General features: G+C 58.6%; 23 protein-coding genes. 19 read left to right on the forward strand and 4 right to left on the reverse strand.

The features are described 5' to 3' along the window. Nucleotides 1-374 precede the first annotated feature (374 nt). Complete coding sequence (locus JJB09_RS12330; RefSeq protein WP_201658219.1) at nt 375-2,528, forward strand: ferredoxin family protein; 2,154 nt, start codon at nt 375-377, stop codon at nt 2,526-2,528. Between the two features lie 11 nt (nt 2,529-2,539). Continuing rightward, nucleotides 2,540-4,087, forward strand: a complete 1,548-nt coding sequence (locus tag JJB09_RS12335; RefSeq protein ID WP_425523720.1) for an indolepyruvate oxidoreductase subunit beta family protein — start codon at nt 2,540-2,542, stop codon at nt 4,085-4,087. Between the two features lie 96 nt (nt 4,088-4,183). On the opposite strand, the gene JJB09_RS12340 is transcribed toward JJB09_RS12335, so the two are convergent. The 4 genes from JJB09_RS12340 to JJB09_RS12355 all read right to left on the reverse strand — a co-directional run bounded on the left by JJB09_RS12340 (nt 4,184) and on the right by JJB09_RS12355 (nt 7,478). Then, nucleotides 4,184-4,396, reverse strand: a complete 213-nt coding sequence (locus tag JJB09_RS12340) for a hypothetical protein (protein ID WP_201658221.1) — start codon at nt 4,394-4,396, stop codon at nt 4,184-4,186. Nucleotides 4,397-4,491: 95 nt separating this feature from the next. Beyond that, the gene (locus tag JJB09_RS12345) at nt 4,492-4,998 is read right to left on the reverse strand and encodes a MarR family winged helix-turn-helix transcriptional regulator (RefSeq protein WP_201658223.1); all 507 of its coding nucleotides are present in this window, start codon (nt 4,996-4,998) and stop codon (nt 4,492-4,494) included. A 29-nt stretch (nt 4,999-5,027) separates the two neighbouring features. Next, a complete protein-coding gene (locus JJB09_RS12350; protein WP_201658225.1) occupies nt 5,028-6,614 on the reverse strand; it encodes a phytoene desaturase family protein in 1,587 nt (528 codons plus the stop codon). Nucleotides 6,615-6,689: 75 nt separating this feature from the next. Next, complete coding sequence (locus JJB09_RS12355; RefSeq protein ID WP_201658227.1) at nt 6,690-7,478, reverse strand: cyclase family protein; 789 nt, start codon at nt 7,476-7,478, stop codon at nt 6,690-6,692. A 302-nt stretch (nt 7,479-7,780) separates the two neighbouring features. Here JJB09_RS12355 and JJB09_RS12360 point away from each other — a divergent pair, with 302 nt between their 5' ends. From JJB09_RS12360 to JJB09_RS12440, 17 genes are all read left to right on the forward strand, one after another. Then, on the forward strand, nt 7,781-9,349 hold the full coding sequence (locus tag JJB09_RS12360) for a phytoene desaturase family protein (protein ID WP_201658229.1): 1,569 nt from the start codon (nt 7,781-7,783) through the stop codon (nt 9,347-9,349). Between the two features lie 98 nt (nt 9,350-9,447). Beyond that, entirely contained in the window at nt 9,448-9,963 is a 516-nt protein-coding gene (locus tag JJB09_RS12365; protein ID WP_201658231.1) for a MarR family winged helix-turn-helix transcriptional regulator, read from the forward strand. Nucleotides 9,964-10,248: 285 nt separating this feature from the next. Further along, complete coding sequence (locus tag JJB09_RS12370) at nt 10,249-10,614, forward strand: NADH-quinone oxidoreductase subunit A (RefSeq protein ID WP_201658234.1); 366 nt, start codon at nt 10,249-10,251, stop codon at nt 10,612-10,614. Continuing rightward, nucleotides 10,605-11,189, forward strand: coding sequence for a NuoB/complex I 20 kDa subunit family protein (locus tag JJB09_RS12375; RefSeq protein WP_201658237.1), 585 nt, complete (start codon nt 10,605-10,607; stop codon nt 11,187-11,189). Before JJB09_RS12370 ends, JJB09_RS12375 begins: the two co-directional genes overlap by 10 nt. 12 nt (nt 11,190-11,201) lie before the next feature. Further along, nucleotides 11,202-11,801 carry an NADH-quinone oxidoreductase subunit C gene (locus tag JJB09_RS12380; RefSeq protein ID WP_201658239.1) on the forward strand — a complete coding sequence of 200 codons (600 nt, stop codon included), beginning with the start codon at nt 11,202-11,204 and terminating at the stop codon, nt 11,799-11,801. 67 nt (nt 11,802-11,868) lie between these two features. Continuing rightward, nucleotides 11,869-13,059 (forward strand): NADH-quinone oxidoreductase subunit D, encoded by a 1,191-nt coding sequence (locus JJB09_RS12385; RefSeq protein ID WP_201658241.1) that lies wholly within the window; start codon nt 11,869-11,871, stop codon nt 13,057-13,059. Further along, complete coding sequence (locus JJB09_RS12390; RefSeq protein WP_201658243.1) at nt 13,059-13,304, forward strand: hypothetical protein; 246 nt, start codon at nt 13,059-13,061, stop codon at nt 13,302-13,304. The genes JJB09_RS12385 and JJB09_RS12390 overlap by 1 nt, the downstream gene beginning before the upstream one ends. A gap of 16 nt (nt 13,305-13,320) precedes the next feature. After that, on the forward strand, nt 13,321-14,301 hold the full coding sequence (gene nuoE / locus JJB09_RS12395; protein ID WP_201658245.1) for an NADH-quinone oxidoreductase subunit NuoE: 981 nt from the start codon (nt 13,321-13,323) through the stop codon (nt 14,299-14,301). Nucleotides 14,302-14,312: 11 nt separating this feature from the next. Next, complete coding sequence (gene nuoF, locus JJB09_RS12400; protein ID WP_201658247.1) at nt 14,313-15,617, forward strand: NADH-quinone oxidoreductase subunit NuoF; 1,305 nt, start codon at nt 14,313-14,315, stop codon at nt 15,615-15,617. Nucleotides 15,618-15,735: 118 nt separating this feature from the next. Further along, nucleotides 15,736-16,113 carry a helix-hairpin-helix domain-containing protein gene (locus tag JJB09_RS12405; protein WP_201658249.1) on the forward strand — a complete coding sequence of 126 codons (378 nt, stop codon included), beginning with the start codon at nt 15,736-15,738 and terminating at the stop codon, nt 16,111-16,113. A gap of 1 nt (nt 16,114) precedes the next feature. Continuing rightward, nucleotides 16,115-18,196: an NADH-quinone oxidoreductase subunit NuoG gene (nuoG, locus tag JJB09_RS12410; protein WP_201658251.1), complete on the forward strand. Its 2,082-nt coding sequence runs from the start codon at nt 16,115-16,117 to the stop codon at nt 18,194-18,196. 19 nt (nt 18,197-18,215) lie between these two features. Next, complete coding sequence (gene nuoH, locus JJB09_RS12415; RefSeq protein WP_201658254.1) at nt 18,216-19,259, forward strand: NADH-quinone oxidoreductase subunit NuoH; 1,044 nt, start codon at nt 18,216-18,218, stop codon at nt 19,257-19,259. Between the two features lie 38 nt (nt 19,260-19,297). Continuing rightward, the gene (nuoI, locus tag JJB09_RS12420) at nt 19,298-19,789 is read left to right on the forward strand and encodes an NADH-quinone oxidoreductase subunit NuoI (protein WP_201658257.1); all 492 of its coding nucleotides are present in this window, start codon (nt 19,298-19,300) and stop codon (nt 19,787-19,789) included. 120 nt (nt 19,790-19,909) lie between these two features. Next, complete coding sequence (locus tag JJB09_RS12425) at nt 19,910-20,524, forward strand: NADH-quinone oxidoreductase subunit J (RefSeq protein ID WP_201658260.1); 615 nt, start codon at nt 19,910-19,912, stop codon at nt 20,522-20,524. 21 nt (nt 20,525-20,545) lie between these two features. Continuing rightward, a complete protein-coding gene (nuoK, locus tag JJB09_RS12430; protein ID WP_201658263.1) occupies nt 20,546-20,854 on the forward strand; it encodes an NADH-quinone oxidoreductase subunit NuoK in 309 nt (102 codons plus the stop codon). A 7-nt stretch (nt 20,855-20,861) separates the two neighbouring features. Further along, nucleotides 20,862-22,898 carry an NADH-quinone oxidoreductase subunit L gene (nuoL, locus tag JJB09_RS12435; protein ID WP_201658266.1) on the forward strand — a complete coding sequence of 679 codons (2,037 nt, stop codon included), beginning with the start codon at nt 20,862-20,864 and terminating at the stop codon, nt 22,896-22,898. Beyond that, nucleotides 22,898-24,409: an NADH-quinone oxidoreductase subunit M gene (locus JJB09_RS12440; protein ID WP_201658269.1), complete on the forward strand. Its 1,512-nt coding sequence runs from the start codon at nt 22,898-22,900 to the stop codon at nt 24,407-24,409. The genes nuoL and JJB09_RS12440 overlap by 1 nt, the downstream gene beginning before the upstream one ends. Nucleotides 24,410-24,416 lie beyond the last annotated feature (7 nt).

Here is a 24,416-nt window from a genome sequence, read left to right on the forward strand (position 1 = left end):
CCGGCAGGAAGCGGGCGCCCCGAAATCCTGCCGTCGATGCTATTTGTCGGAATGCTTTAATGTTAAAATAGTTTTGAGGGAGTGGCAAGCGGATTTTATACACGACGCAAGTGAATTCATTGAATTCTATAGACGTTTCAGGTCCGGTTATCAGAGAATCCGTCTTGCTGTCGTCACGATTCCCAAAGTATAAATATGCATATGCATATTATTGTGCGTGTGACTGGCTTATTAGAAAGTCCCGCGATCGCGGCGTTTGCGGGTATTTTTCGCCTTTGAACATTTGTCATTTGACAAAAGTCCTGTGACAGAAATATGATTTTGCAAATTAAATGGCGATTGCAGACCTCGAAAATGAGGCAAGGGGAAATCCGATGGCGGAAAGATCATTTGCGCGCGAAGTTGAAGATCTGAAACTTGGGGATGGCGACATCTTCCGGGGGGAGGGTATTCTCGCGATTACCAAAGCGCTGCTCCAGTCGGGAGTTTCCTATGTTGGTGGCTACCAGGGCTCGCCGATTTCGCATTTGATGGACGTTTTGGCCGATGCCAAGGATGTCATGCAGGATCTCGGCGTTCATTTCGAAACGTCGGCTTCCGAGGCAGCGGCGGCTGCGATGCTATCCGCATCGGTCATGTATCCGATCCGTGGCGCGGTGACCTGGAAATCATCTGCCGGCACCAACGTGGCCTCGGATGCGCTTTCCAATCTTTCCTCCGGTGGTGTCACCGGCGGCGCGTTGATCATTATCGGCGAAGACTACGGCGAGGGCTCGTCGATCATGCAGGAACGCAGCCATGCGTTTGCGATGAAGTCGCAGATGTGGCTGCTGACCCCACGTCCCAACCTGCCTTCCATCGTCGAAGCAGTGGAGATGGGGTTCGAGCTTTCGGAAGCCTCCAACACACCGGTCATGCTGCAGGTCGGAATCCGTAGCTGTCACGTCCATGGTCAGTTCGAAGCCAAGGACAACAAGAAGCCGGCCTACACGTTGAAGCAGGCGCTGGAAAACCCGATCAGCGACGTCAACCGAATCGTTCTTCCGCCAGCATCCTTCGTTCATGAAAAGGAAAAACTGGAGAAGCGCTGGCCGGCTGCCGTCGAGTTCATCAAGTCGCGCAAGATCAACGAGTATTTCGGCCCGGAAACCGGTGATGTCGGCATCATCCTTCAGGGCGGTCTCTACAACAGCGTCATGCGTTCGCTGCAGCAGCTCGGGCTTGCCGATGTTTACGGCAATTCGAGAATTCCACTCTATGTCATGAACGTCTCCTATCCGATGATCGACGACGAAGTCGCCGATTTCTGCATCGGCAAGAAGGCCGTTCTGATGGTCGAGGAAGGCGCGCCTGAATATATCGAGCACACGCTCAACACGCTGCTTCGTCGTCGCGATATTCAGACGGCCGTATCCGGCAAGGGTGTGTTGCCGCTCGGTGGCGAATACACAACGCCGGTGCTGACCAAGGGCCTCAAGACCTTCGTCGAGACTTATGATCGTCTGCTCCTGGGCAACCAGCCGCCGATTCCCGATCCGACTCACGTTCTGCAGGATCCCAAGATCAAGGCACTGGCCGAAGTCGTGCCGCCACGTCCCGCCGGTTTCTGCACGGGCTGTCCCGAGCGGCCGATCTTCGCGGCCATGAAGCTGGTCGAGAAGGAACTTGGAAAGCACCATGTATCGGCCGATATCGGCTGTCATCTGTTCTCGATCCTGCCGCCGTTCAACATCGGCGGCACGACGATGGGCTACGGTCTTGGGCCGGCATCTGCCTCCGCCTTCAACGTCGAGGCTGACAAGCGGTCCATCGCCGTCATGGGCGACGGTGGCTTCTGGCACAACGGTCTGGCAACGTCGGTCGGCAACGCGGTCTTCAACAAGCAGGATGGCGTCATCCTGGTGGTCGACAACTACTATTCGGCGGCGACCGGTGGTCAGGACATCATGTCCTCGCGCGCCATCAATCCGCGCCGCAAGACCAACAATTCCATTGTCAACGCGGTCAAGGGCATCGGCGCGACCTGGGTTCGCCAGATCGACCGCACCTACGACGTCGCCAAGATGCGCGACACGCTGCGCGAAGCGCTGACCACCAAGGAGACGGGTCCGAAGATCATCGTCGCATCCTCCGAATGCAGCCTCAACAAGCAGCGCCGGGTAAAGCCGGAATTCGCCAAGGCCGTCAAGGATGGCAAGCGGATGGTCAAGGAACGATTCGGCGTCGATGAAGACGTCTGCACCGGCGATCACGCCTGTATCCGTCTTTCCGGCTGTCCATCGCTTTCGGTCAAGCACACCGACGATCCGCTGAGGGATGATCCGGTGGCGGCGATCGACAACACCTGCGTCGGTTGCGGCAATTGCGGCGAAGTCTCCGAAGCCGCAGTGCTTTGCCCGTCCTTCTATCGCGCCGATATCATTCATAACCCCACTGGCTGGGACAAGTTCGCCGCCCGCATGCGGGCAGCGGTGATCGGCTGGCTGCAACGCCGCCGTCAGTCCAAGCGCGTTCTGTTTGCCGGTTGAGGAGTATAGCCATGAATGAGATGGTCAGGTTCGACGCACAGCTTTCCACCGACAAGCCGATTTCGATCGCTATCCTCGCCATGGGCGGGCAGGGCGGCGGTGTTCTCGCCGACTGGGTCGTGGCGCTGGCAGAATCGCAAGGGTGGATGGCGCAGTCGACATCAGTGCCGGGTGTTGCCCAGCGCACTGGCGCAACGATCTATTATGTCGAGGTGATGCGGGCGCGTGAAGGCGCCGAGCCGATCCTTTCGCTGATGCCGACGCCCGGCGACGTCGATCTCGTCATTGCTGCGGAACTCATGGAAGCAGGCCGCTCGGTGCTGCGCGGGCTGGTAACGCCCGACAAGACCACACTGATTGCTTCGACGCACCGTTCATTTGCGATTGTGGAGAAGGAACGTCCGGGCGACGGCATCGGCAACCCGACTGTCGTCATCGATGCGACCGATTTTGCCGCCAAGCGCACGATTGCCTTCGACATGGAAGCGATAGCCGTCAAAAGCGGAACCGTTGTGTCGTCTTCGTTGTTCGGCGCGCTGGCGGGCTCGGATGTCCTGCCATTTACCAAGGAAATGTTCGAGGCGACCATCCGCGCTGGCGGCAAGGGCATCGAATCGAGCGTTAAAGCGTTCAGTGCCGCCTACGATCGGGCGAAGGCAAAGTCCAACGACAAGGTATCGGCGCTGCCGACCAAGCGGTTTGACGCATTGCCCGAGAAGGCCGGCCACCCGAAGCTCGACCGGCTGGTTTCTCGCATTCGCTCGGAATTTCCCGAGGAAGCGCACGCGCTGCTGTTTGCCGGCGCCAAGAAGGTGACCGACTTCCAGGATACGGATTACGCCGAGGATTATCTCGATCGCATGCTTCGCCTGCTGGCGCTGGACCGGAAGGTCGGCGGCGAGGAGAGGGGTTTTACCTTCACGGTCCAGGCTGCGAAATACCTTGCCAACGCCATGGCCTATGACGACGTCATTCGGGTTGCTGACCTCAAGGTGCGCGAAAGCCGATTCGAGCGCGTGCGCAAGGAAGTCGGCGCCAAGGCCGATCAGATCGTCTACATGACCGAATACATGCATCCGCGCATGGAAGAAATCTGCGGCACGATGCCCAAGGCTATGGGGCTTTTCATAGAAAACCGCCCGAAGCTTTTTGCGCGCCTCGACAAGATGGTCAACAAGGGTCGTCGGGTGCAGACGGGAACGGTGTTCTGGTTCCTCGGGCTCTACATGGTTTCTGCCCTCAGGGGGCGCCGGCGCGGTACGTTGCGTCATGCAAGAGAGATGCAACATCTCGACGCCTGGCTGAAGCAGGCCACCGATCTTGCGAGCACCAACTATCCGCTCGCGGTCGAGATTCTCAACTGTCGCCGGCTGGTGAAGGGCTATTCCGATACCCATTCGCGCGGTTTGTCGAAGTTTGACCGGGTCATGTCGGCGCTGCCGTTGCTGGCCGCGCGCGAAGACGGCGGCGACTGGATGAAGCGCCTCCGGCAGGCGGCCTTGCTCGACGAGGATGGTGTCGCACTCGATGGTGCTTTGAAGACGATCGCGACCCTCTGAGGGCAGGTCTCCAACTGGTGGCGGGCCTCATGCGAAGGCCCGCCCACCGAATGCCAACCGAAAACGTGCGGGAAAACGCCGCCACGGCACACGCTGTCAGGCGCTGCCGCTGTCCCAGCCGAGTTGTTCCAACTCGTCCGCGTCTTCTCTCAATTGATGCAGATGCTCGTTGACGGCGTTCAATATTCTCGATTTGACGGCGACTTCCGGACCAGCGTGCAACTGCCGGGCAAACTCTTCGGTCGCCTGAATGTGATGTGCCGTTGCATCATATAGGCGACGGTATCCCTGCCTGTCTTCCTCGTTCATGCTTTCCTCCCGCACGCGAACTGAGAGCGGGAATATTCTATTCCGAAAAGCGCCCGGCACCTATAAATTTCGTCATGGCCAGCAGGTGGCAGACTTCAGAAATCATGCTTGCGGATGTTGACGAGCATCTTGTGCAGCGTGCCGATGAAAGCCCGGTATTCTTCTTCTTCGATGCCATGAAACATCTGCAGGAGCGAATCGTACATCGTCGGCCAAAGCTTTTCGAACGCGGCGCGTCCTTCCTTGGTGATCGTGACATCGCGCACACGCATGTCATCGGGCCGTGGCTGGCGTTTGATGTAGCCCTGGTCCTCCAGGGAATCGACGGTGCGGCTCATCGTCGATTGTTCGGTAACGGCGAACACCGAGAGCTCATTAATGGTGACGGATGGCGTGATCGACAAGATTGCCAGCGCCCGCATCTTGGCAGTCGTGATATCGAGCGCCTTGAGTTCGCTTGCGAGATTGGCATTCCATCGCGCCATGACGCGGTTCATCAGATAGGGCGCGAAATGGTTAAGGCCAATTTCGCCCATGGTGGGGCGCTTGGTCTCTGAACCATCCACTTCCCGCAATACGGTGCCGGCAAAGCGTTCTTTCATTGCTGCGTCCCGATCATGTTCGATGCGAATTACTTGAGCGAAGAGGCGAGCAGGAAGCCCGAACCGCCGCCCAGTCCCGGGCCCGGATGCGTCGATGCGCCGATGTGGTAAAGTCCCGGCACATGGGTACGGTGATTGACCGACGATTTGAACGGCCGCCAGAGGAAGAACTGGTCCACGCCGCAGAAGCCGCCATAGGGATCGCCGCCGACGAGATTCATGTTCATCTTCTCGAGATCGGTCGGCGAATAGGATTTACGGTGCAGGATATTCTCGGAAAACCCTTCGATATGGCTTTCGAGAATGCGCTGAACCCGGTCCGCGAAACGCTCGCGCAATTCTTCGGTCCATTGACCGTCAGCGGGAATCGGCAGTTCTGCCGCGGCGTCGCCCTTTATATATCGGGGAGCCTCCGGCAGCTGCAACCACAGGATCGATTGGCCTTCGGGCGCGCGGCTCGGGTCGAAGGATGCCGGCTGCCCGACGCAGATGGTTGGAACTGACGGCAACAGGCCGCGTTCTGCTTCGTTGGCGGCACGTGACACGCCGTCGAGGCCGGGCGTCAGGTGCAGCAGCGCCACTTTGCCCAGTTCCTCCGAACCCTTCCAGCGCGGCGGCGATTTCAAGGCGTAATGGATCTGCATGTTGCCCTTGCCGTAACGGAAGTTCTTCAGGCCTTCCGTTACGTCAGCGGGGATTTTCGTATCGTTCTTGAGCAGGCGCCCATAGAGCTGGGTCGGCGTCACCGAGGCAATCACGCCCTGGTTCGCCACAATCGTCTCGCCACTTGCGAGCTTTACGCCATTGGCCTTGCCGTTGGCGTCATGCAGGATCGTTTCGACATCGGCGTTCGTCCGGATCGCTCCGCCGTGGTCGGTGATCAGTCGCTCGAAGGCCTTGACGAGGTTTTCCGAGCCGCCCTTGACGATCGGGCAACCGGCCAGCTCGATCGCAAAGCCGACAACCTTGACCATTTCGGCGGAGTAGGCGGCTTCCGGTCCGAGGCCGCAATGCAGTACCCAGGGCGCCCAGAGGGCTTTCGTCGTTTCGGACTGGTAGGTTGATTCAAGATGTGACCGGGCGGAGACAAGGGCTTCGCCGAACCAGCCGGCCAGTCCGCGAAGGCCTCGCTTCCAGGCTTCCTTGAGCACGGTCTTCAGAACAGTCGAAGACCAGAGCGAGCCGCCGAGCAGTGAAAAAAGGAATGGTGCATCCGCACCCAGCCTGTCCATTTCGCGTGCGAAGGCGCGCCCGTCACCCGCTGCAAGCGCTTCGAAAGTCGCGATGTTGCGCTGGCGATCCTTGGAGAGGATGGCGTGGCTGCCATCAGGCTGCAATACGCCGGTGGGAAGGTCTGCATGGGCAAATTCGAGGCCGCGCGCTTCAAGGTCCTTGCCGAGCGCGCCGAAAGCCGGCGACGTCATGAACAGCACCATCGTCGTCGCCATTACATCGTGCTTGAAGCCCGGCCCCGTGATTTCCTCGGTCCGCAGGCACCCGCCAAGGCGATCGTTGCGTTCCAGCACCAGGACCTTGCGGCCCTTCTTGCCGAGAAGCGAGGCTGCGACCAGCGCATTGATGCCGCTGCCGATGATGATGTAGTCGTAACTGGCCATATGCAGGGATACCAATGCGTTGGATTGATTGACAAGGAAAAGGCCGGCGCAGCCATGCCGCGCCGGCCGAAGTGATTACTTCGATACCAGTGCGAGCGCACGGACCGGCGAGCCGGTGCCCTTGACGAACTTCAGCGGCGCAGCGATCAGGATCGCACCCTTGGCCGGCAGTTCATCCAGATGGCAGAGGCTGGCGAGACCATACTTGTTGGCCTTGTGCATCAGGTTGTGGGCCGGGAAGGGCGGGTTCATGCCGCCGGCGGAACCGGCGTCGGTGCCGATCGTCTCCTGGCCCCAGCCGATGATGTTCTTGGTCAGCAGGTACTCGATCGCTTCAGCCGTCGGGCCGGGCGAATGCGGGCCGTTCTCGTCGGCATTGAGGAAGGTTTCGGTCGAGCCGTTGCGCTTGTACCAGTCGGTACGCAGGACCACCCAGCTGCCGGCTTCGATTTCGCCGTGCTCGGCTTCCCATTCCTTGATGCTTTCGACGGTCAGCAGGTAGTCCGGGTTGGCGGCTCCTTCCTTGGAGCGGTCGATGACATTGACCGGAGCCACGAAGTTCTGCGGCGGAATGGTGTCTGTCGTGTTGCCCTTGTGGTCCTTGCCGGTGATCCAGTGCGACGGGGCATCGAAGTGTGTGCCGGTATGCTCGCCGAGTTCCAGCCAGTTCCATGCCCAGAAAGGACCGTTCTCGTCATATTCCGAGATGGTATGAACTTTTACGCTTGGCGTGTTCTTGCCGAACTGCGGCGGAAGATAAAGCACCGGGGTATCGGGGCCGAGGGGCGCGGTCAGGTCAACGACCTTCACCGAGCCGGAAAGAAGAGCCGATGCAATGTTGGAAAGAGTGTTAGCTGAAGTCATGGTGATGTTCCCTATTGGACAGGGTCTGCGTCCGGCTGGTTTCCTCGCCGTCATGCCGCCCCCCGTGGAAAAAAGTTATGCGAATAAATATGGAATTGCAAGCATCAGGCGGGGCAGGAGAGGGAGTTGCAGTGTAGTAGCCAATTGGTCCTATCACCCTGCATATGCTGGATTATTCGTACTTTTGACTTCGAAGAGAAAAACTCTTTATGCTTAAAATATTTTCCGCTTGCCGATGCTCGGTGAAAATGTATGCATATGCGTTTAAAGCTATAGACCGACAAAACTAGGGGAACAAGTTCATGGAATATGATGCCGTGGTGATTGGCGCGGGACACAATGGACTTGCTGCGGCTGTCGAGTTGGCGTCCAGGGGCTGGTCGGTTGCCGTTGTCGAGGCAAAGGACGAGGCGGGTGGTGCGGTCAAAACTCGCGAGGTTACACTGCCCGGCTTCCGCCATGACCTCTGTGCCATGAACCTGTCGATGTTTGCCGGCTCCGCATTCTTCAACAAGAACAAGGATGCGCTGTTTGCCAATGGGCTCGGCATAGTGCCTGCGCCGCGATGCTTCGCGAGCGTCTTCCGCGACCACACATACCTGGGGGTCGGGCCGGATCTTGAGCGGACAGTCGCAGATATCCGGGCGCTCTCTCCAAAGGATGCCGATGCATGGCGGGCGATGGTCTCCGAGTTCGGCGCCGATGCGCCGCATATTTTCGGGTTGCTCGCTTCCCCCATGCCGTCGTTTGCAGCGGCAAAGGTTGCCTGGAAAGCCTGGCGCAGCCGCGGCACGGCCTGGCTGTATGAGACGGTCAAGTTGCTGCTGGCCTCACCGCGCGATTTCCTCGACGCTCGCTTCGAGAATCCCAAGGTGAAGGCGATGATGGGGGCTTGGGGGCTGCACCTGGATTTTGCTCCCGATGTCGCCGGCGGTGCGCTCTTTCCCTATCTCGAATCCATGGCCAACCAGTCGTTTGGCATGGTGATCGGGCAGGGTGGGGCCGACACGATCATTCGCTCCATGACGGCGCTTCTGAAGAATAAGGGCGGGGACCTGCTGCTGGGAACGCCGGTCGAGCAAATCGAAACGGCAGGTGGCGTTGCATCCGGCGTCCGGCTTGCCGATGGCCGTGTGATCAAGGCAAGGCGCGCTGTGATAGCCAACGCCCATCCGAAGCTGGTATTCGGAAAGCTGCTGGCAAAGGATGCGAGCCGTGCGGATTTCGATACGAAGGTCGAAAAGTTCCGCGCCGGACCGGGTACGATGATGATCCATCTTGCACTCGACGGGCTGCCTGACTGGCGTGCGGGCGAAGAACTCAAGAATTACGCCTATGTCCATATCGCGCCTGATTTCGAGATGATGTCCAAAACCTATTCGGAAGCGATGGGCGGACTACTGCCGGCAGAGCCGGCACTGGTCGTCGGCCAGCCCACGGCAATCGATCCGTCGCGTGCGCCTGATGGCAAACATGTGCTCTGGGTGCAGGTCCGTGTTCTGCCCGCCGAGATCAAGGGGGACGCCAAGGGAGAGATCGAGTCGACGGACTGGGACGCCATCAAGAAAGTCTATGCGGATCGGGTGCTTTCGATCCTGGACACCTATGCACCCGGCATCAACAACAAGATTCTCGGCAAGGCTGTCTACTCGCCCGTCGACCTCGAACGGGAAAATCCGAACCTGATCGGAGGCGACAATCTGTCTGGTAGCCACCATCTTGATCAGAACTTCCTGTTTAGGCCGGTCGCCGGTTATTCCCGTTACAAGACCCCCGTGAAGGGTCTGTATCTGTGCGGCGCTTCCACATGGCCGGGCGCGGGAACGGGCGCCGGTTCCGGCTTCATGCTCGCCGGCATGCTCGCGAAGTAGCGGCGTGACGAATGCACACTTGCGACTGCATCGTTTGACATTTAAACTATTCAATCATACAGCCGAACGTATCGGCTAGGGTGATGGGCGGCACGGCAATGGCAGTGGCAGACAACGAAACGATCGACCTTGAGATCATCGTGCGTGATACTCAGGAAGGCAAGAAGCCGGAGCTGCGTCTTTGGCTCAGGATGCTTTCGACGACCAAGCTGATCTCGCAGGAGGTCCGCCGTCGGTTGCGTACCGAATTCGGAGCAACACTTCCCCAGTTCGATCTGCTCGCCCAATTGGATCGTGAGAAGAACGGCTTGCGTCTCGGCGAACTCTCCAAGCGTACGATGGTGACCAATGGTAATGTCACCGGGCTTGTCGAGCGGCTCGAAGGCGAGGGGTTGATCGTCAGGGAAACGCCGGATGGCGATCGCCGGGTGACTGTAGCCAAGCTCACGCCCCGGGGGGAGGAAGTGTTTACTTCCATGGCCAAGGCCCACGAGGGATGGCTGCGCGATATGATGGCCGACGTCGATCCTGCCCATATCGCCGAATTGCTCGAGGACATGCATCTGGTGAAGTTGTCCATCAGCAATCACCTTTCCGGCTCCGACAACGATTGATGGTGCGGCGCGGTAGCGCGCTCAGGCCGAGCGATCAGGCTGTGATGAGTCGATTGCTGCCTTCAATTTGCAAATCGATGCGAACCCTGATTTTTCAGGCGATCGCGACAGCTTGCCACAGGCGATTTTCAAATATGGCGACAATATGCTGAAAATATTCCGAGAGACTTGCTAAAGCAGGATAGCTGCGCTAACCACGGCGGCGTTGCAACAATTTTCGGCGTTGCCGGAGCGCACGATCGCAAGCTGCATTATCGTGTGCGCGGCAAGCGGGGTTGGATTGAAATGACTGCATTACTCGGCTCCTATCTGCCAATCGCCATCTTCATCGCCATAGCTCTCGTTATCGGTATCGCGCTGTTGGTCACGCCTTTTGTCGTGGCATTCAAGGCTCCCGATTCGGAAAAGCTGTCAGCGTTCGAATGCGGATTCAACGCATTTGACGACGCGCGCATGAAGTTCGACATCCGGTTCTATCTGGTCTCGATCCTCTTCATTATCTTCGATCTCGAAGTCGCGTTCCTGTTTCCGTGGGCCATTTCTTTCGGTGCTGTCGGTTGGTTCGGCTTCTGGTCGATGATGGTCTTCCTTGGTGTGCTGACCATCGGCTTTATCTATGAATGGAAGAAAGGAGCGCTCGAATGGGCGTGACCTCCTCTAACGCGGCGCTTGTTGCGCCGCAGCCCAAGGGCATCATCGATCCGTCCACCGGCAAGCCGGTTGGCGCCAACGATGCCTTCTTCGGTGAGATCAACAACGAGCTGGCCGACAAGGGATTTCTTGTCACCGCTACCGAAGACCTGATCACCTGGGCCCGTACAGGCTCGCTGATGTGGATGCAGTTCGGTCTGGCTTGCTGCGCGGTGGAAGGCCTGATGCAGGTTTCCGGTCCTCGTTATGACATGGAGCGCTTCGGCGTCGCGCCGCGCGCCTCTCCGCGTCAGTCGGACGTAATGATCGTTGCCGGCACCCTGACCAACAAGATGGCGCCTGCGCTTCGCAAGGTCTACGACCAGATGCCGGAGCCTCGCTATGTGATATCCATGGGCTCGTGCGCCAACGGCGGCGGCTACTATCACTATTCCTATTCTGTCGTGCGTGGATGCGACCGCGTGGTACCCGTAGATATCTACGTGCCGGGCTGTCCCCCCACCGCCGAGGCGTTGCTTTACGGCGTGCTTCTGCTGCAGAAGAAAATCCGCCGCACCGGCACGATCGAGCGCTGAGGGAGATCGGACATGACGACTTCTCTTGAAGATCTCGCGGTATATCTCCGCGAAAGCCGTGGAGCAGCTGTTTCCGACGCGGCAATCGCCTATGGCGAACTGACACTCACCACGCAGCTGGAATCCTATGTCGAGCTGCTGACCTTCTTGCGCGATGACGAGCGCTGCAAGTTCGTCAGCTTCATCGATCTCTGCGGAGTCGACTGGCCTGCTCGTGAAAAGCGTTTCGATGTTGTTGTTCATCTGCTTTCGCCAAAGCAGAACATGCGGATCCGGGTTAAGGTGGCTGTCGCGGAAGACGAATCCGTCCCGTCGTTGACCGGTCTTTACATGGGTGCAGAATGGTTCGAGCGCGAAGCTTGGGACATGTACGGTATTCCTTTTGCTGGCCATTCCGATCTGCGTCGTATCCTGACGGACTATGGTTTCGAGGGCTTTCCGCTGCGCAAGGATTTCCCGACCACCGGCCTTGTCGAGGTTCGCTATGACGACTCCGTCAAGCGGGTCGTTTACGAACCGGTCGAGTTGAGACAGGAATTCCGCAATTTCGATTTTCTTTCGCCATGGGAAGGCACCGATTACGTGCTGCCCGGAGACGAAAAGGCCAAGTGAGCAGGAGAGCCCCACGGCTTTTTGCAGGCTTTGCCAGACATTCTATTGAGCGCGGGAGCGCGTCGCCATGACAGAACATAATGTCCGCAACTTCACGATCAACTTCGGCCCGGAGCATCCATCCGCGCACGGGGTTCTGCGTCTCGTTCTCGAACTGGACGGCGAAATCGTGGAGCGCGTCGATCCGCATATCGGTCTGCTGCATCGCGGAACTGAAAAGCTGATCGAGACCAAGACCTACCTTCAGGCTGTTCCATATTTCGACCGGCTCGACTACGTCGCGCCAATGAACCAGGAACATGCTTTCGCCCTGGCCGTCGAGAAGATGCTGAACATCGAGATCCCGATCCGTGGCCAGCTGATCCGCGTGCTCTATTCGGAAATCGGCCGAATCCTGTCGCACCTGATGAACGTCACGACGCAGGCCATGGACGTCGGCGCGCTGACGCCGCCGCTTTGGGGCTTCGAAGAGCGTGAAAAGCTGATGGTGTTTTACGAGCGCGCTTGTGGCGCGCGCATGCACTCGGCCTATTTCCGTCCGGGTGGCGTCCACCAGGACCTGCCTCCGGAACTCGTCGAAGATATCGGCAAGTGGTGCGACCAGTTCGATGCCAAAATTGACGATATCGAAGGCCTCTTGACCGGCAACCGTATCTTCAAGCAGCGCAACGTCGACATCGGTGTCGTGTCACTTGAGGATGCATGGGCCTGGGGCTTCTCCGGTGTGATGGTGCGCGGTTCGGGGGCTGCCTGGGACCTTCGTCGGTCGCAACCCTACGAGTGCTATTCGGATCTGGAATTCGACATCGCGGTCGGCAAGAACGGCGACTGTTACGATCGTTACCTCATCCGCATGTACGAAATGCGCCAGTCCAACCGCATCATGAAGCAATGCGTCAACCGTCTGCTCGGCGATGCCAAGACCGGTCCGGTGTCTTCCGATGATGGCAAGGTCGTGCCGCCGAAGCGCGGTGAGATGAAGCGTTCAATGGAAGCGCTGATTCACCATTTCAAGCTCTACACCGAAGGCTATCATGTTCCCGCCGGCGAGGCCTATGCAGCCGTCGAAGCTCCCAAGGGAGAATTCGGCGTGTATCTGGTCGCCGACGGCACCAATAAGCCCTACAGATGCAAGATCCGCGCTCCGGGTTATGCCCATCTGCAGGCGATGGATTTCCTCTGCAAGGGTCATCAGTTGGCGGATATTTCAGCGGTTCTTGGCTCGCTCGACATCGTGTTCGGCGAGGTCGACCGCTGATGTCGAGACTTTTGCTCGTTGCCGGTCTGATCGGTTTTTCTTCCATCGCCTCGGCGCAGGAGGCAGGTCAGGCCTTGACGAGTTTCGAAGGCGCCTCCATGGGGAGGTTGCTGTCTGAGGGCTACGAGATCAAGGCTGCTATTCCGAATGGAAAGAAGTTCGTGGTCTTCCTTCAGAAAGATTCAACGGGTTACGCATGCGAGATGGTCAACCTGACCCGTTCGCAGTGTGGCGAAATCAAGTGATAGGGCGTGTAAGCGAATGTCCGTACGTCGATTAGCCGAGGATAGCGTCCAGCCGGCAAGCTTTGCATTCAGCAAGGACAATGCGGTCTGGGCCAAGGCAACGATCAAGAAGTATCCGAAGGGCCGGGAGCAGTCTGCTGTTATTCCGTTGCTCATGCGCGCGCAGGAACAGGACGGCTGGGTTACCAAGGCGGCAATCGAGTCGATCGCCGACATGCTCGGCATGGCCTATATCCGTGTTCTCGAGGTTGCCACGTTCTATACCCAGTTCCAGTTGCAGCCGGTCGGCACGCGCGCCCATATTCAGGTCTGCGGAACGACACCGTGCATGCTGCGTGGCGCTGAGGACCTGATTTCGGTCTGCAAGTCCAAGATTCACGCGCAGCCCCACCACCTGAATGCCGATGGTACGCTGTCGTGGGAAGAGGTCGAATGTCTCGGCGCCTGCGTCAATGCGCCGATGGTGGCGATCTTCAAGGATACCTTTGAAGACCTCACCCCGCGCCAGCTCGAATACGTCATCGAACGCTTCGAAGCCGGTCGCGCCTCCGAGGTCAAGCCTGGGCCGCAGATCGATCGCGTCTTTTCCGCACCGATCGGTGGTCTGACGACGCTGACGACGCCGGATCCCAAGCCTAAGGTTGCGCGGACTAAATCCGCCGCTGCTGAAGAGGTTGCCGCCGTAGCGCCGACAGATTCGGCCAAGCCGTCGCTGGACGATCCGAACCGTCCCGCCGGCATCGAAAAACCCTCCCAGCCGGACGATCTCAAGATGATTTCCGGTGTCGGTCCCAAGATCGAGGGAATTCTCAACGAACTGGGAATATACACCTTTGCGCAGGTGGCAGGCTGGAAGCAGGCCGAACGCGACTGGGTCGACGGCTATCTGAACTTCAAGGGCCGGATCGACCGCGACGACTGGGTCAAGCAGGCTGACGCCTTGGCCAAGGGCGGCGAGGCGGAGTATATCAAGGTCTTCGGTAAGAAGCCGCGGTAAGGATAGAAGTGATGCTGGACGACAAGGATCGTATTTTCACCAATATCTACGGCCTCAAGGACAAGTCCTTGAAGGGCGCGATGTCACGCGGCCATTGGGATGGTACCAAGCAGATCCTCGAAAAGGGTCGCGACTGGATCATCAACGAGATGAAGGCTTCAGGTCTGCGCGGCCGTGGTGGCGCGGGCTTCCCGACGGGTCTGAAATGGTCCTTCATGCCGAAGGAAAGCGACGGGCGCCCGCACTATCTCGTGGTCAACGCCGACGAATCCGAGCCCGGTACCTGCAAGGACCGCGATATCATGCGCCACGATCCGCATACGCTGATCGAAGGCTGCGTGGTTGCCTCTTTCGCGATGGGCGCGCATGTCGCTTATATCTACGTGCGCGGCGAATATATCCGCGAACGCGAAGCGCTGCAGGCTGCCATCGACGAATGCTACGATGCCGGTTTGCTTGGCAAGAACAACAAGAACGGCTGGGATATGGACATTTACGTCCATCACGGTGCCGGCGCTTATATCTGCGGCGAGGAAACCGCTCTGCTCGAAAGCCTCGAAGGCAAGAAGGGCCAGCCGCGTCTGAAGCCGCCGTTCCCGGCCAATATGGGTCTTTATGGCTGCCCGACCACGGTCAATAACGTCGAGTCCATCGCGGTTGCTCCGACCATTCTGCGCCGCGGCGCTGGCTGGTTTTCGGCAATCGGCCGGCCGAACAATGTCGGCACCAAGCTGTTCATGGTCTCCGGTCATGTCAACAGGCCTTGCACGGTCGAAGAAGCCATGGGCATTCCTTTCCGTGAGCTGATCGAGCGCCATTGCGGCGGCATTCGCGGCGGCTGGGACAATCTTCTGGCCGTCATTCCCGGTGGGTCGTCCTGCCCGGTCGTGACAGCCGAAAACATCATCGATGCACCGATGGATTTCGACGGCATGCGCGACGTCAAGTCGTCGTTCGGCACTGCCGCTGTTATCGTCATGGACCGCTCGACCGACATCATCAAGGCAATCTGGCGGCTGTCGGCTTTCTACAAGCACGAGAGCTGTGGCCAGTGCACGCCATGCCGGGAAGGTACCGGCTGGATGATGCGGGTGATGGAGCGCATGGTGAAGGGCAATGCCCAGAAGCGCGAGATCGACATGCTGATGGAAGTGACCAAGCAGGTGGAAGGCCATACGATCTGCGCGCTTGGCGACGCCGCTGCATGGCCGATCCAGGGGCTGATCCGCAATTTCCGCCCGGAAATCGAAAAGCGGATCGATGAATACACGCACAATGCAACGGCGCACGGCGCCGTTCTGGAAGCGGCGGAGTAAACATTTGACAGGCGAGGGCTCGGAGAGAGGCAGTATTGCAAGAGATCCGGTCGCTCCGGCTGATTTTGCGAGCCTCGCTGATGCTTCCGCCCGTTTCTTCGTCGATCAGGCCGCTGTCATGACTATGATGACGGCAATGGGACTGAACTTCACGGCCCAGATGGCCGGCGCCCTGATGGGCGTGACGGCGAACTCGCTGGATGCGAGCGCGGATAAGAGCGCCGCGGCGAAAGAGAATGACGCGACCGCGGCGACTGTTGTGCCGTTGCGTGTGGTGAAAAAGGGTCGTGCCGTTCAGGCGGATGATCTGAAGCGGATTTCGGGCGTAGGCCCGAAACTGGAAAAGATGCTGAAGAGCATGGGCGTCAACTCGTTTGCGGCAATCGCAAACTGGGATGACGCCGAAATGCGCAGGATTGACGAAATGCTTGGCCTGGACAACCGGGTAATCCGCGATAATTGGGCGGGCCAGGCGAAAGCGCTGTTGGAAGGCTGAAATGGCGAAGCTGAAAGTTGACGGAAAAGAGATCGAGGTTCCCGATCATTTCACGCTATTGCAGGCGTGCGAAGAGGCTGGCGCCGAAGTTCCGCGCTTCTGTTTTCACGAGCGGCTGTCGGTTGCCGGCAATTGCCGCATGTGTCTGGTAGAAGTGAAGGGCGGACCGCCCAAGCCTGCTGCTTCCTGCGCCATGGGCGTGCGCGACGTACGCGGAGGCCCGAACGGCGAACTCCCGGAGGTGTTTACCAACACCCCGATGGTCAAGAAGGCCCGCGAAGGGGTGATGGAGTTCCTGCTCATCAACCACCCGCTCGATTGCCCGATATGTGACCAGGGCGGCGAATGCGACCTGCAGGACCAGGCGATGACCTTCGGCGTCGACGCCTCGCGCTACAGCGAGAACAAGCGTGCGGTCGAGGACAAGTATATCGGTCCGCTGGTCAGTACGGTGATGAACCGCTGCATTCACTGCACGCGCTGCGTACGGTTTACCACCGAAGTTGCCGGTATTGCTGAACTCGGCCTGATCGGCCGTGGCGAAGATGCCGAGATCACCACCTATCTCGAGCAGGCGATGACCTCCGAGCTGCAGGGCAACGTTGTTGACCTTTGCCCGGTTGGCGCGCTGACCTCCAAGCCGTTTGCGTTCACCGCGCGTCCTTGGGAACTGAACAAGACTGAGTCCATCGATGTGATGGATGCGCTTGGTTCGGCGATCCGCATCGATACGCGCGGCCGTGAAGTGATGCGCGTCATGCCGCGCGTCAACGAAGACATCAACGAAGAGTGGATTTCCGACAAGTCGCGCTTCATCTGGGATGGCCTGAAGACCCAGCGTCTCGATCGCCCATATGTCCGCAAGGATGGCCGCCTGGTGCCGGTCACCTGGCCGGAAGCCTTCGCAACCATCAAATCTGCGGTCGCTGCGACGTCCGGTGACAAGATTGGCGCGATTGCCGGCGATTTGGCCACCGTCGAGGAAATGTATGCGCTGGGCGAGCTCCTGCGGTCTCTCGGCTCCGAGAATCTCGACTGCCGCCAGGATGGCGCGCAGCTCGATCCGTCGCTGGGTCGCGCAAGCTACATCTTCAATCCAACGATTTCGGGCATCGATGAAGCCGACGCACTTCTCATCGTTGGCGCCAATCCCCGTTTTGAAGCGGCAGTTCTCAATGCTCGTATTCGCAAGCGCTGGCGCCGCGGTGAATTCCCGATCGGCGTGATCGGTGAAGCTGGCGAACTGCGCTACGACTATGAGTATCTTGGTGCCGGCACCGAAACGCTTTCCGAACTGGTCGACGGGACCAACAAGTTCGCCGCCAAGCTGAAGAAGGCCAAGAAACCGATGATCATCGTCGGGCAGGGCGCACTCGCCCGTGCCGATGGCCGTGGCATTCTTGCGACCATTGCTGGCCTCGCCGAAACGGTCGGTGCCGTGAAGGGTGATTGGAACGGCGTCGCTGTGCTGCACACGGCTGCGGCCCGTGTTGGCGGCCTCGACCTCGGTTTTGTTCCAGGCGAGACAGGCATCGATGCGGCCACCCAGGTTGCCACGATGGATGTGCTCTTCCTGCTTGGTGCAGATGAGCTCAACCTTACCAAGAAGGCGACCAACCTGCTCGTTTACATCGGCTCGCACGGCGACAATGGCGCCCAGCATGCCGATGTGATCCTGCCGGCCGCTGCCTATACCGAAAAGTCCGGCACCTGGGTTAACACCGAAGGTCGCGTCCAGATGGGCAATCGAGCCAATTTCGCGCCGGGAGAAGCCAAGGAAGATTGGGCGATCATTCGTGCTCTGTCGGATGTCCTCGGCAAGCGCTTGCCCTTTGATTCGCTTCCACAATTGCGTTCCAAGCTCTATGCGGCTTTCCCGCATTTTGCTGAACTCGACGAAATCAAGCCGGGTTCGGGCGATGAAATTCTCGCGGTTGCGAAAAAACCGAGGAAAATGGGCAAATCCGGATTTGCTTCTCCGGTCAAAGACTTCTATTTGACGAACCCGATAGCGCGCGCTTCGGCTGTGATGGCTGAATGCTCTGCATTGGCCCGCAACAACTTCAAGGCTGCGGCCGAATAGGCGCGAGGGATTAGGGATTATGGACGCAATTTTATCGACCTATGTCTGGCCGGGGCTGATCATGGCGGGGCAGTCGCTCCTGCTTCTGGTCGCGCTTCTGGTTTTTATCGCTTTCATCCTGCTCGCCGACCGCAAGATCTGGGCTGCCGTTCAGCTGCGCCGCGGACCGAATGTGGTGGGTCCGTGGGGACTTTTCCAGTCCTTCGCCGATCTTTTGAAGTTCGTCTTCAAGGAGCCGGTTATACCGTCCGGCGCCAACAAGGCCGTGTTTCTTCTCGCGCCATTGGTAGCCGTGACGCTCGCGCTAGCCACTTATGCCGTTATCCCGCTCAACAACAATTGGGTGATCGCCAACATCAATGTCGGCATCCTCTATGTGTTCGCCATTTCCTCGCTTGAGGTCTATGGCGTTATCATGGGTGGCTGGGCGTCCAACTCCAAATATCCATTCCTCGGTGCGCTACGCTCCGCAGCCCAGATGGTGTCGTACGAAGTTTCGATCGGCTTTGTCATTGTCACCGTCTTGCTTTGCGTCGGTTCGCTGAACCTCACCGATATCGTGCTTGCCCAGAAGGATGGCCTCGGGACACGTCTCGGCATGCCGAACTCGTTCCTCGATTGGCATTGGCTGTCGCTGTTTCCGATGTTCATCGTGTTCTTCATCTCAGCGCTGGCGGAGACCAACCGTCCTCCATTCGATCTGCCGGAAGCGGAATCGGAACTGGTTGCCGGCTTCATGGTCGAATACGGCTCCACGCCTTATATGATGTTCATGCTTGGCGAATATGCCGCAATCGTGCTGATGTGCAGCCTGACCACCATCCTTTTCCTTGGGGGCTGGTTGCCGCCGGTGGACTTCTGGCTGTTCAACTGGGTACCGGGCATCATCTGGTTCGTGCTCAAGGCATCGATGGTGTTCTTCATGTTCGCCATGGTGAAGGCTTTCGTTCCGCGCTACCGCTACGACCAGCTGATGCGCCTGGGCTGGAAGGTATTCCTGCCGATCTCGCTGGCCATGGTCGTCATCACCGCTTTCGTCCTCAAGTTGATGGGATGGGCATGATGGTCGCTCGGAATTTTGGAATGAAGGGAGAATAGACGATGGCGGCTATTACACAGACTGTCCGTTCGCTGTTCCTGAAAGAATTCGTGCACGCGTTTTTTCTGACGATGCGCTATTTCTTCTCGCAGAAAGCAACTGTGAACTACCCCTTCGAGAAGGGGCCGATCAGCCCGCGCTTCCGTGGCGAGCACGCGCTTCGTCGTTACCCGAACGGTGAAGAGCGTTGCATTGCCTGCAAGCTTTGCGAGGCCATCTGTCCCGCTCAGGCGATCACCATCGAGGCCGGACCGCGCCGCAACGACGGCACCCGCCGGACGGTGCGCTACGACATCGACATGGTGAAGTGCATCTATTGCGGTTTCTGCCAGGAAGCATGCCCGGTCGATGCGATCGTTGAGGGACCGAATTTCGAATTCGCCACCGAGACCCGTGAAGAGCTTTACTACGACAAGGAAAAGCTTCTTGAGAACGGCGACCGGTGGGAACGGGAAATAGCGCGCAACATTGCGCTGGATTCGCCCTATCGGTGATACAGAACATTGGCCCCGGCACTCGCCTGGGCCTCCTACACTAGCATCCGGCGGATAGGCCGGACATTGGACGGGCAGGGGTTCTGAAACGGACTTCCCCGCGAAGAAAAAGGCGCCAAAATGGGTCTGCAGGCTCTGTTTTTCTATTTGTTTGCTTTCGTCGCTGTGGCGTCGGCATTCATGGTCATCTGGGCGAAGAACCCGGTTCACTCCGTGTTGTTCCTGATCCTGACCTTCGTCAATGCGGCAGGTTTGTTTCTGCTTCTGGGGGCGGAGTTCCTGGCGATGATCCTGCTGGTCGTTTATGTCGGCGCGGTCGCGGTTCTGTTCCTCTTCGTCGTCATGATGCTGGACATCGACTTTGCCAAACTCCGGGCTTCCGCGCTGGAATACGCCCCCATCGGCGTGCTGGTTGGTCTGATCGTGGCAGCTGAGCTGATCATCGTGATCGGCGGCTCCTCATTCACCCCAGACGTGGCAAAGAGCATTTCGATGCCGATCCCGTCGGTTGAGACCAGGACCAACACGGCTGCTCTCGGCGATGTGCTCTACACCCACTACGTCTATTTCTTCCAGATTGCCGGTCTCGTGCTGCTGGTTGCGATGATCGGTGCGATCGTCCTGACCCTCAAGCACCGCACCGATATCAAGCGGCAGAACATCGCCCGTCAGGTCGCCCGTTCGCCCGAAACCGCAATTTCGATCGTCAACCCGAAGCCCGGTCAGGGCCTTTAAGGAAGGCGAAGGAACAAAGTCATGGAAATCACTCTCGGCCATTATCTCACCGTCAGCGCAATCCTCTTCATGCTTGGCGTGTTCGGTATCTTCCTGAACCGCAAGAACGTCATCGTCATCCTGATGTCGGTCGAGCTGATGCTGCTTGCGGTGAACATCAACATGGTGGCTTTCTCGTCGTTCCTCAACGACATCACCGGCCAGGTGTTCGCGCTGTTCATTTTGACTGTTGCTGCGGCTGAAGCGGCCATCGGTCTTGCAATACTCGTCGTCTTCTATCGTAACCGGGGCACGATCGCGGTCGAAGACGTCAACATGATGAAGGGCTGAGAAGGCTATGATCATCTACAGCAAGCTTATTGTCTTCTTGCCACTTCTCGGCGCGATCATCGCCGGCCTCGGCGGCAACTCCATCGGTGCAAAAGCATCCGAATACATCACGACCGGATTGATGCTGATCGTGGCTGCCTTGTCATGGGTGGTGTTCTTCAATGTCGCCCTTGGCGATCAGGAGCTCTTCACCATCCCTGTTCTGCGTTGGGTGCAGTCTGGCGGCATCGATGTCGAATGGGCCTTGCGTATCGACACGCTGACGGCCGTGATGTTCGTCGTGGTCAACACGGTGTCGAGCCTGGTGCATCTGTATTCGATCGGCTACATGCATCACGATCCGCATCGCCCGCGCTTCTTCGCCTATCTGTCGCTGTTCACATTTGCGATGCTGATGCTCGTGACAGCCAACAACCTGCTGCAGATGTTCTTTGGCTGGGAAGGCGTGGGTCTGGCGTCCTACCTGTTGATCGGTTTCTGGTTCAAGAAGCCCTCGGCAAATGCCGCCGCGATGAAGGCGTTCATCGTCAACCGCGTCGGTGACTTCGGGTTCATTCTCGGTATTGCCGGTATCTTCGTGCTGTTCGGCTCGGTCAATCTGGATTCGATTTTCGCAGCTGCCGCGACCTACCTGCCGGCCGTTGCCGAACACGGCGCCGAAACGGCCGCAGCCGCAACTACCGAGCACGGTGCCATGACCGATGTGGTCATCAACCTCTTTGGCCTGCAGCTCGATCGGGCAGGTGCCATTACCGGTATCTGCCTGCTGTTGTTCATGGGGGCCATGGGCAAGTCGGCGCAGTTCTTGCTGCACACTTGGTTGCCTGACGCCATGGAAGGCCCGACACCGGTTTCGGCCCTCATTCATGCCGCAACGATGGTGACCGCAGGCGTGTTTCTCGTCGCCCGCATGTCGCCACTGTTCGAACTGTCACACACCGCTCTGACGGTCGTGACGCTGGTGGGCGCGATCACCGCTTTCTTCGCGGCTTCGGTCGGCCTGGTCCAGAACGACATCAAGCGCGTCATCGCTTACTCGACCTGTTCGCAGCTCGGCTACATGTTCGTGGCGCTTGGCGTCGGCGCGTATGGCGCGGCAATTTTCCATCTCTTTACGCACGCCTTCTTCAAGGCTCTGCTGTTCCTGTGCGCGGGTTCTGTAATCCACGCCGTGTCGGACGAGCAGGACATGCGTTACATGGGTGGCCTGCGCAAGCACATCCCGAAGACGTTCTGGACTATGATGATCGGCACGATTGCCATCACCGGCGTTGGTATACCGGGCACGCTCGTTGGTACAGCCGGCTTCTTTTCCAAGGACGCCATCATCGAGGCTTCCTTTGCCGCCCATAACCCGCTCTCGACCTTCGCGTTTACGCTGCTTGTGATCGCTGCGGTATTCACGAGCTTCTACTCGTGGCGCCTGATTTTCATGACTTTCTTCGGCAAGCCGCGTGCTCCCCATGATGTTATGCATCACGTGCACGAATCTCCGAATGTCATGCTGGTTCCGCTTTACCTCCTGGCTGTTGGTGCACTGTTTGCCGGCTTCCTGTTCCACGACAACTTCTTTGGTGCCGAATATCTCGCATTCTGGAAGGGAGCGCTCTTCACGCTGCCGACCAACGAGATCCTCGAACACTACCATCACGTCCCGCTCTGGGTGAAATGGTCTTCGTTCGTCGCCATGGTGGTCGGTCTGTTCACGGCCTGGGTGTTCTACATCCGCTCACCGTGGGTACCGTCGTACCTCGCGAACCAGCATCGGGGGCTCTATCAGTTCCTGCTCAACAAGTGGTATTTCGATGAGCTCTACGACCTTCTTTTCGTACGCTCGGCCAAGTGGCTCGGTCGCTTCCTGTGGAAGCAGGGCGACGGAACCGTCATAGACGGCCTCGGCCCCGACGGAGTTGCGGCGCGCGTCATCGATATAACAGGTCGTGCGGTCCGTCTCCAGACAGGCTACCTCTACCACTACGCCTTCGTAATGCTCCTCGGCATTGCAGCCCTTGTAACCTGGATGATGCTCGGGAGTTCGCTCTGATGTCCGGTTGGCCTCTTCTTTCGCTAGTAACCTTCCTGCCTTTGGTGGGTGCTGGCCTGCTGCTGCTGATGCGCAGCGATAGCGATGCCGGACGGCAGAATGTTCTTTACATCTCGCTTGCAACGACCGTCGTGACCTTCCTGCTTTCGCTGCTGATCTGGATCGGGTTCGACAATTCGAACGCCGGCTTCCAGTTCGTGGAGAAAGCCAACTGGCTGACAAGCGGCATTTCCTATCATGTCGGCGTGGATGGCATTTCGATGCTGTTCGTGATCCTCACGACTTTCCTGATGCCGTTCTGCGTGCTCGCGAGCTGGTTCTCGGTCGAGAAGCGCATCAAGGAATACATGATCGCCTTCCTGCTGCTGGAAACGCTGATGGTCGGCGTGTTCATCTCGCTCGACATCGTTCTGTTCTACGTGTTCTTCGAAGCAGGCCTGATTCCGATGTTCATCATCATCGGTGTCTGGGGCGGCAAGGATCGTGTCTACGCTTCCTACAAGTTCTTCCTCTACACGCTGCTCGGCTCCGTGCTGATGCTGCTCGCCATCATGGCGATGTACTGGAATGCCGGCACCACCGACATTACCCAGCTGCTGGGCCACAAGTTCCCGGAGGGCATGCAGACGTGGCTTTGGCTCGCGTTCTTCGCGTCTTTTGCGGTGAAAATGCCGATGTGGCCGGTACATACCTGGCTGCCGGATGCGCACGTTCAGGCGCCGACCGCAGGCTCGGTGATCCTGGCGGGCATCCTGCTGAAGCTTGGCGGATACGGTTTCCTGCGCTTCTCGCTGCCGATGTTCCCGCTGGCCTCCGAGTATTTCACGCCCTTCGTGTTTTCGCTGTCGGTCATTGCCATCGTCTACACCTCGCTGGTGGCGTTGATGCAGGACGACATGAAGAAGCTGATCGCCTATTCGTCTGTTGCCCACATGGGCTATGTGACGATGGGTATCTTTGCCGCCAACGTTCAGGGCGTGCAGGGTGCGATCTTCCAGATGCTGTCGCACGGCATCGTCTCCGGTGCACTGTTCCTTTGCGTCGGCGTGGTTTACGACCGGATGCATACCCGCGAGATCGACGCTTATGGCGGCCTGGTCAACAACATGCCGAAGTATGCTGTCGCATTCATGGTCTTCACCATGGCCAATGTCGGCCTTCCGGGCACGTCTGGTTTCATCGGTGAATTCCTGACCCTGATTGGCGTCTTCCGCGCCAATACCTGGGTTGCGTTGATTGCCACCTCCGGCGTCATCCTGTCGGCGGGCTATGCACTCTGGCTCTATCGCCGGGTCGTTTTCGGCGCGCTCGAGAAAGAAAGCTTGAAGAAGCTGTTCGACCTTTCGCCGCGCGAGCAGCTGATCCTGTATCCGATGGTCGCGCTGACCATCTTCTTCGGTGTCTATCCGGCTCCGGTCTTCGATGCGACGGCGGCTTCGGTCGACCTGCTCGTCAACAACTATTCCGCCGCTATTCAGGCAGCGAATGATGTCGCCTCGGCGGCGCACTGATCACGGG

This window comes from Phytoamicus setariae, assembly GCF_016722925.1.
GTDB lineage: Bacteria > Pseudomonadota > Alphaproteobacteria > Rhizobiales > Rhizobiaceae > Rhizobium_E > Rhizobium_E setariae.

Bases quoted from the DNA above. Each gene is read 5' to 3' on its own strand.
- JJB09_RS12370 (WP_201658234.1), top strand. From the start codon at position 10,249: ATGACTGCATTACTCGGCTCCTATCTGCCAATCGCCATCTTCATCGCC.
- JJB09_RS12360 (WP_201658229.1), top strand. From the start codon at position 7,781: ATGGAATATGATGCCGTGGTGATTGGCGCGGGACACAATGGACTTGCT.
- JJB09_RS12365 (WP_201658231.1), top strand. From the start codon at position 9,448: ATGGCAGTGGCAGACAACGAAACGATCGACCTTGAGATCATCGTGCGT.
- nuoF (WP_201658247.1), top strand. From the start codon at position 14,313: ATGCTGGACGACAAGGATCGTATTTTCACCAATATCTACGGCCTCAAG.
- JJB09_RS12355 (WP_201658227.1), bottom strand. From the start codon at position 7,478: ATGACTTCAGCTAACACTCTTTCCAACATTGCATCGGCTCTTCTTTCC.
- JJB09_RS12380 (WP_201658239.1), top strand. From the start codon at position 11,202: ATGACGACTTCTCTTGAAGATCTCGCGGTATATCTCCGCGAAAGCCGT.
- nuoI (WP_201658257.1), top strand. From the start codon at position 19,298: ATGGCGGCTATTACACAGACTGTCCGTTCGCTGTTCCTGAAAGAATTC.
- nuoL (WP_201658266.1), top strand. From the start codon at position 20,862: ATGATCATCTACAGCAAGCTTATTGTCTTCTTGCCACTTCTCGGCGCG.
- nuoH (WP_201658254.1), top strand. From the start codon at position 18,216: ATGGACGCAATTTTATCGACCTATGTCTGGCCGGGGCTGATCATGGCG.
- JJB09_RS12440 (WP_201658269.1), top strand. From the start codon at position 22,898: ATGTCCGGTTGGCCTCTTCTTTCGCTAGTAACCTTCCTGCCTTTGGTG.
- JJB09_RS12405 (WP_201658249.1), top strand. From the start codon at position 15,736: ATGACTATGATGACGGCAATGGGACTGAACTTCACGGCCCAGATGGCC.
- nuoK (WP_201658263.1), top strand. From the start codon at position 20,546: ATGGAAATCACTCTCGGCCATTATCTCACCGTCAGCGCAATCCTCTTC.
- JJB09_RS12375 (WP_201658237.1), top strand. From the start codon at position 10,605: ATGGGCGTGACCTCCTCTAACGCGGCGCTTGTTGCGCCGCAGCCCAAG.
- nuoG (WP_201658251.1), top strand. From the start codon at position 16,115: ATGGCGAAGCTGAAAGTTGACGGAAAAGAGATCGAGGTTCCCGATCAT.
- JJB09_RS12390 (WP_201658243.1), top strand. From the start codon at position 13,059: ATGTCGAGACTTTTGCTCGTTGCCGGTCTGATCGGTTTTTCTTCCATC.
- JJB09_RS12350 (WP_201658225.1), bottom strand. From the start codon at position 6,614: ATGGCCAGTTACGACTACATCATCATCGGCAGCGGCATCAATGCGCTG.
- JJB09_RS12345 (WP_201658223.1), bottom strand. From the start codon at position 4,998: ATGAAAGAACGCTTTGCCGGCACCGTATTGCGGGAAGTGGATGGTTCA.
- nuoE (WP_201658245.1), top strand. From the start codon at position 13,321: ATGTCCGTACGTCGATTAGCCGAGGATAGCGTCCAGCCGGCAAGCTTT.
- JJB09_RS12330 (WP_201658219.1), top strand. From the start codon at position 375: ATGGCGGAAAGATCATTTGCGCGCGAAGTTGAAGATCTGAAACTTGGG.
- JJB09_RS12340 (WP_201658221.1), bottom strand. From the start codon at position 4,396: ATGAACGAGGAAGACAGGCAGGGATACCGTCGCCTATATGATGCAACG.
- JJB09_RS12425 (WP_201658260.1), top strand. From the start codon at position 19,910: ATGGGTCTGCAGGCTCTGTTTTTCTATTTGTTTGCTTTCGTCGCTGTG.
- JJB09_RS12385 (WP_201658241.1), top strand. From the start codon at position 11,869: ATGACAGAACATAATGTCCGCAACTTCACGATCAACTTCGGCCCGGAG.
- JJB09_RS12335 (WP_425523720.1), top strand. From the start codon at position 2,540: ATGAATGAGATGGTCAGGTTCGACGCACAGCTTTCCACCGACAAGCCG.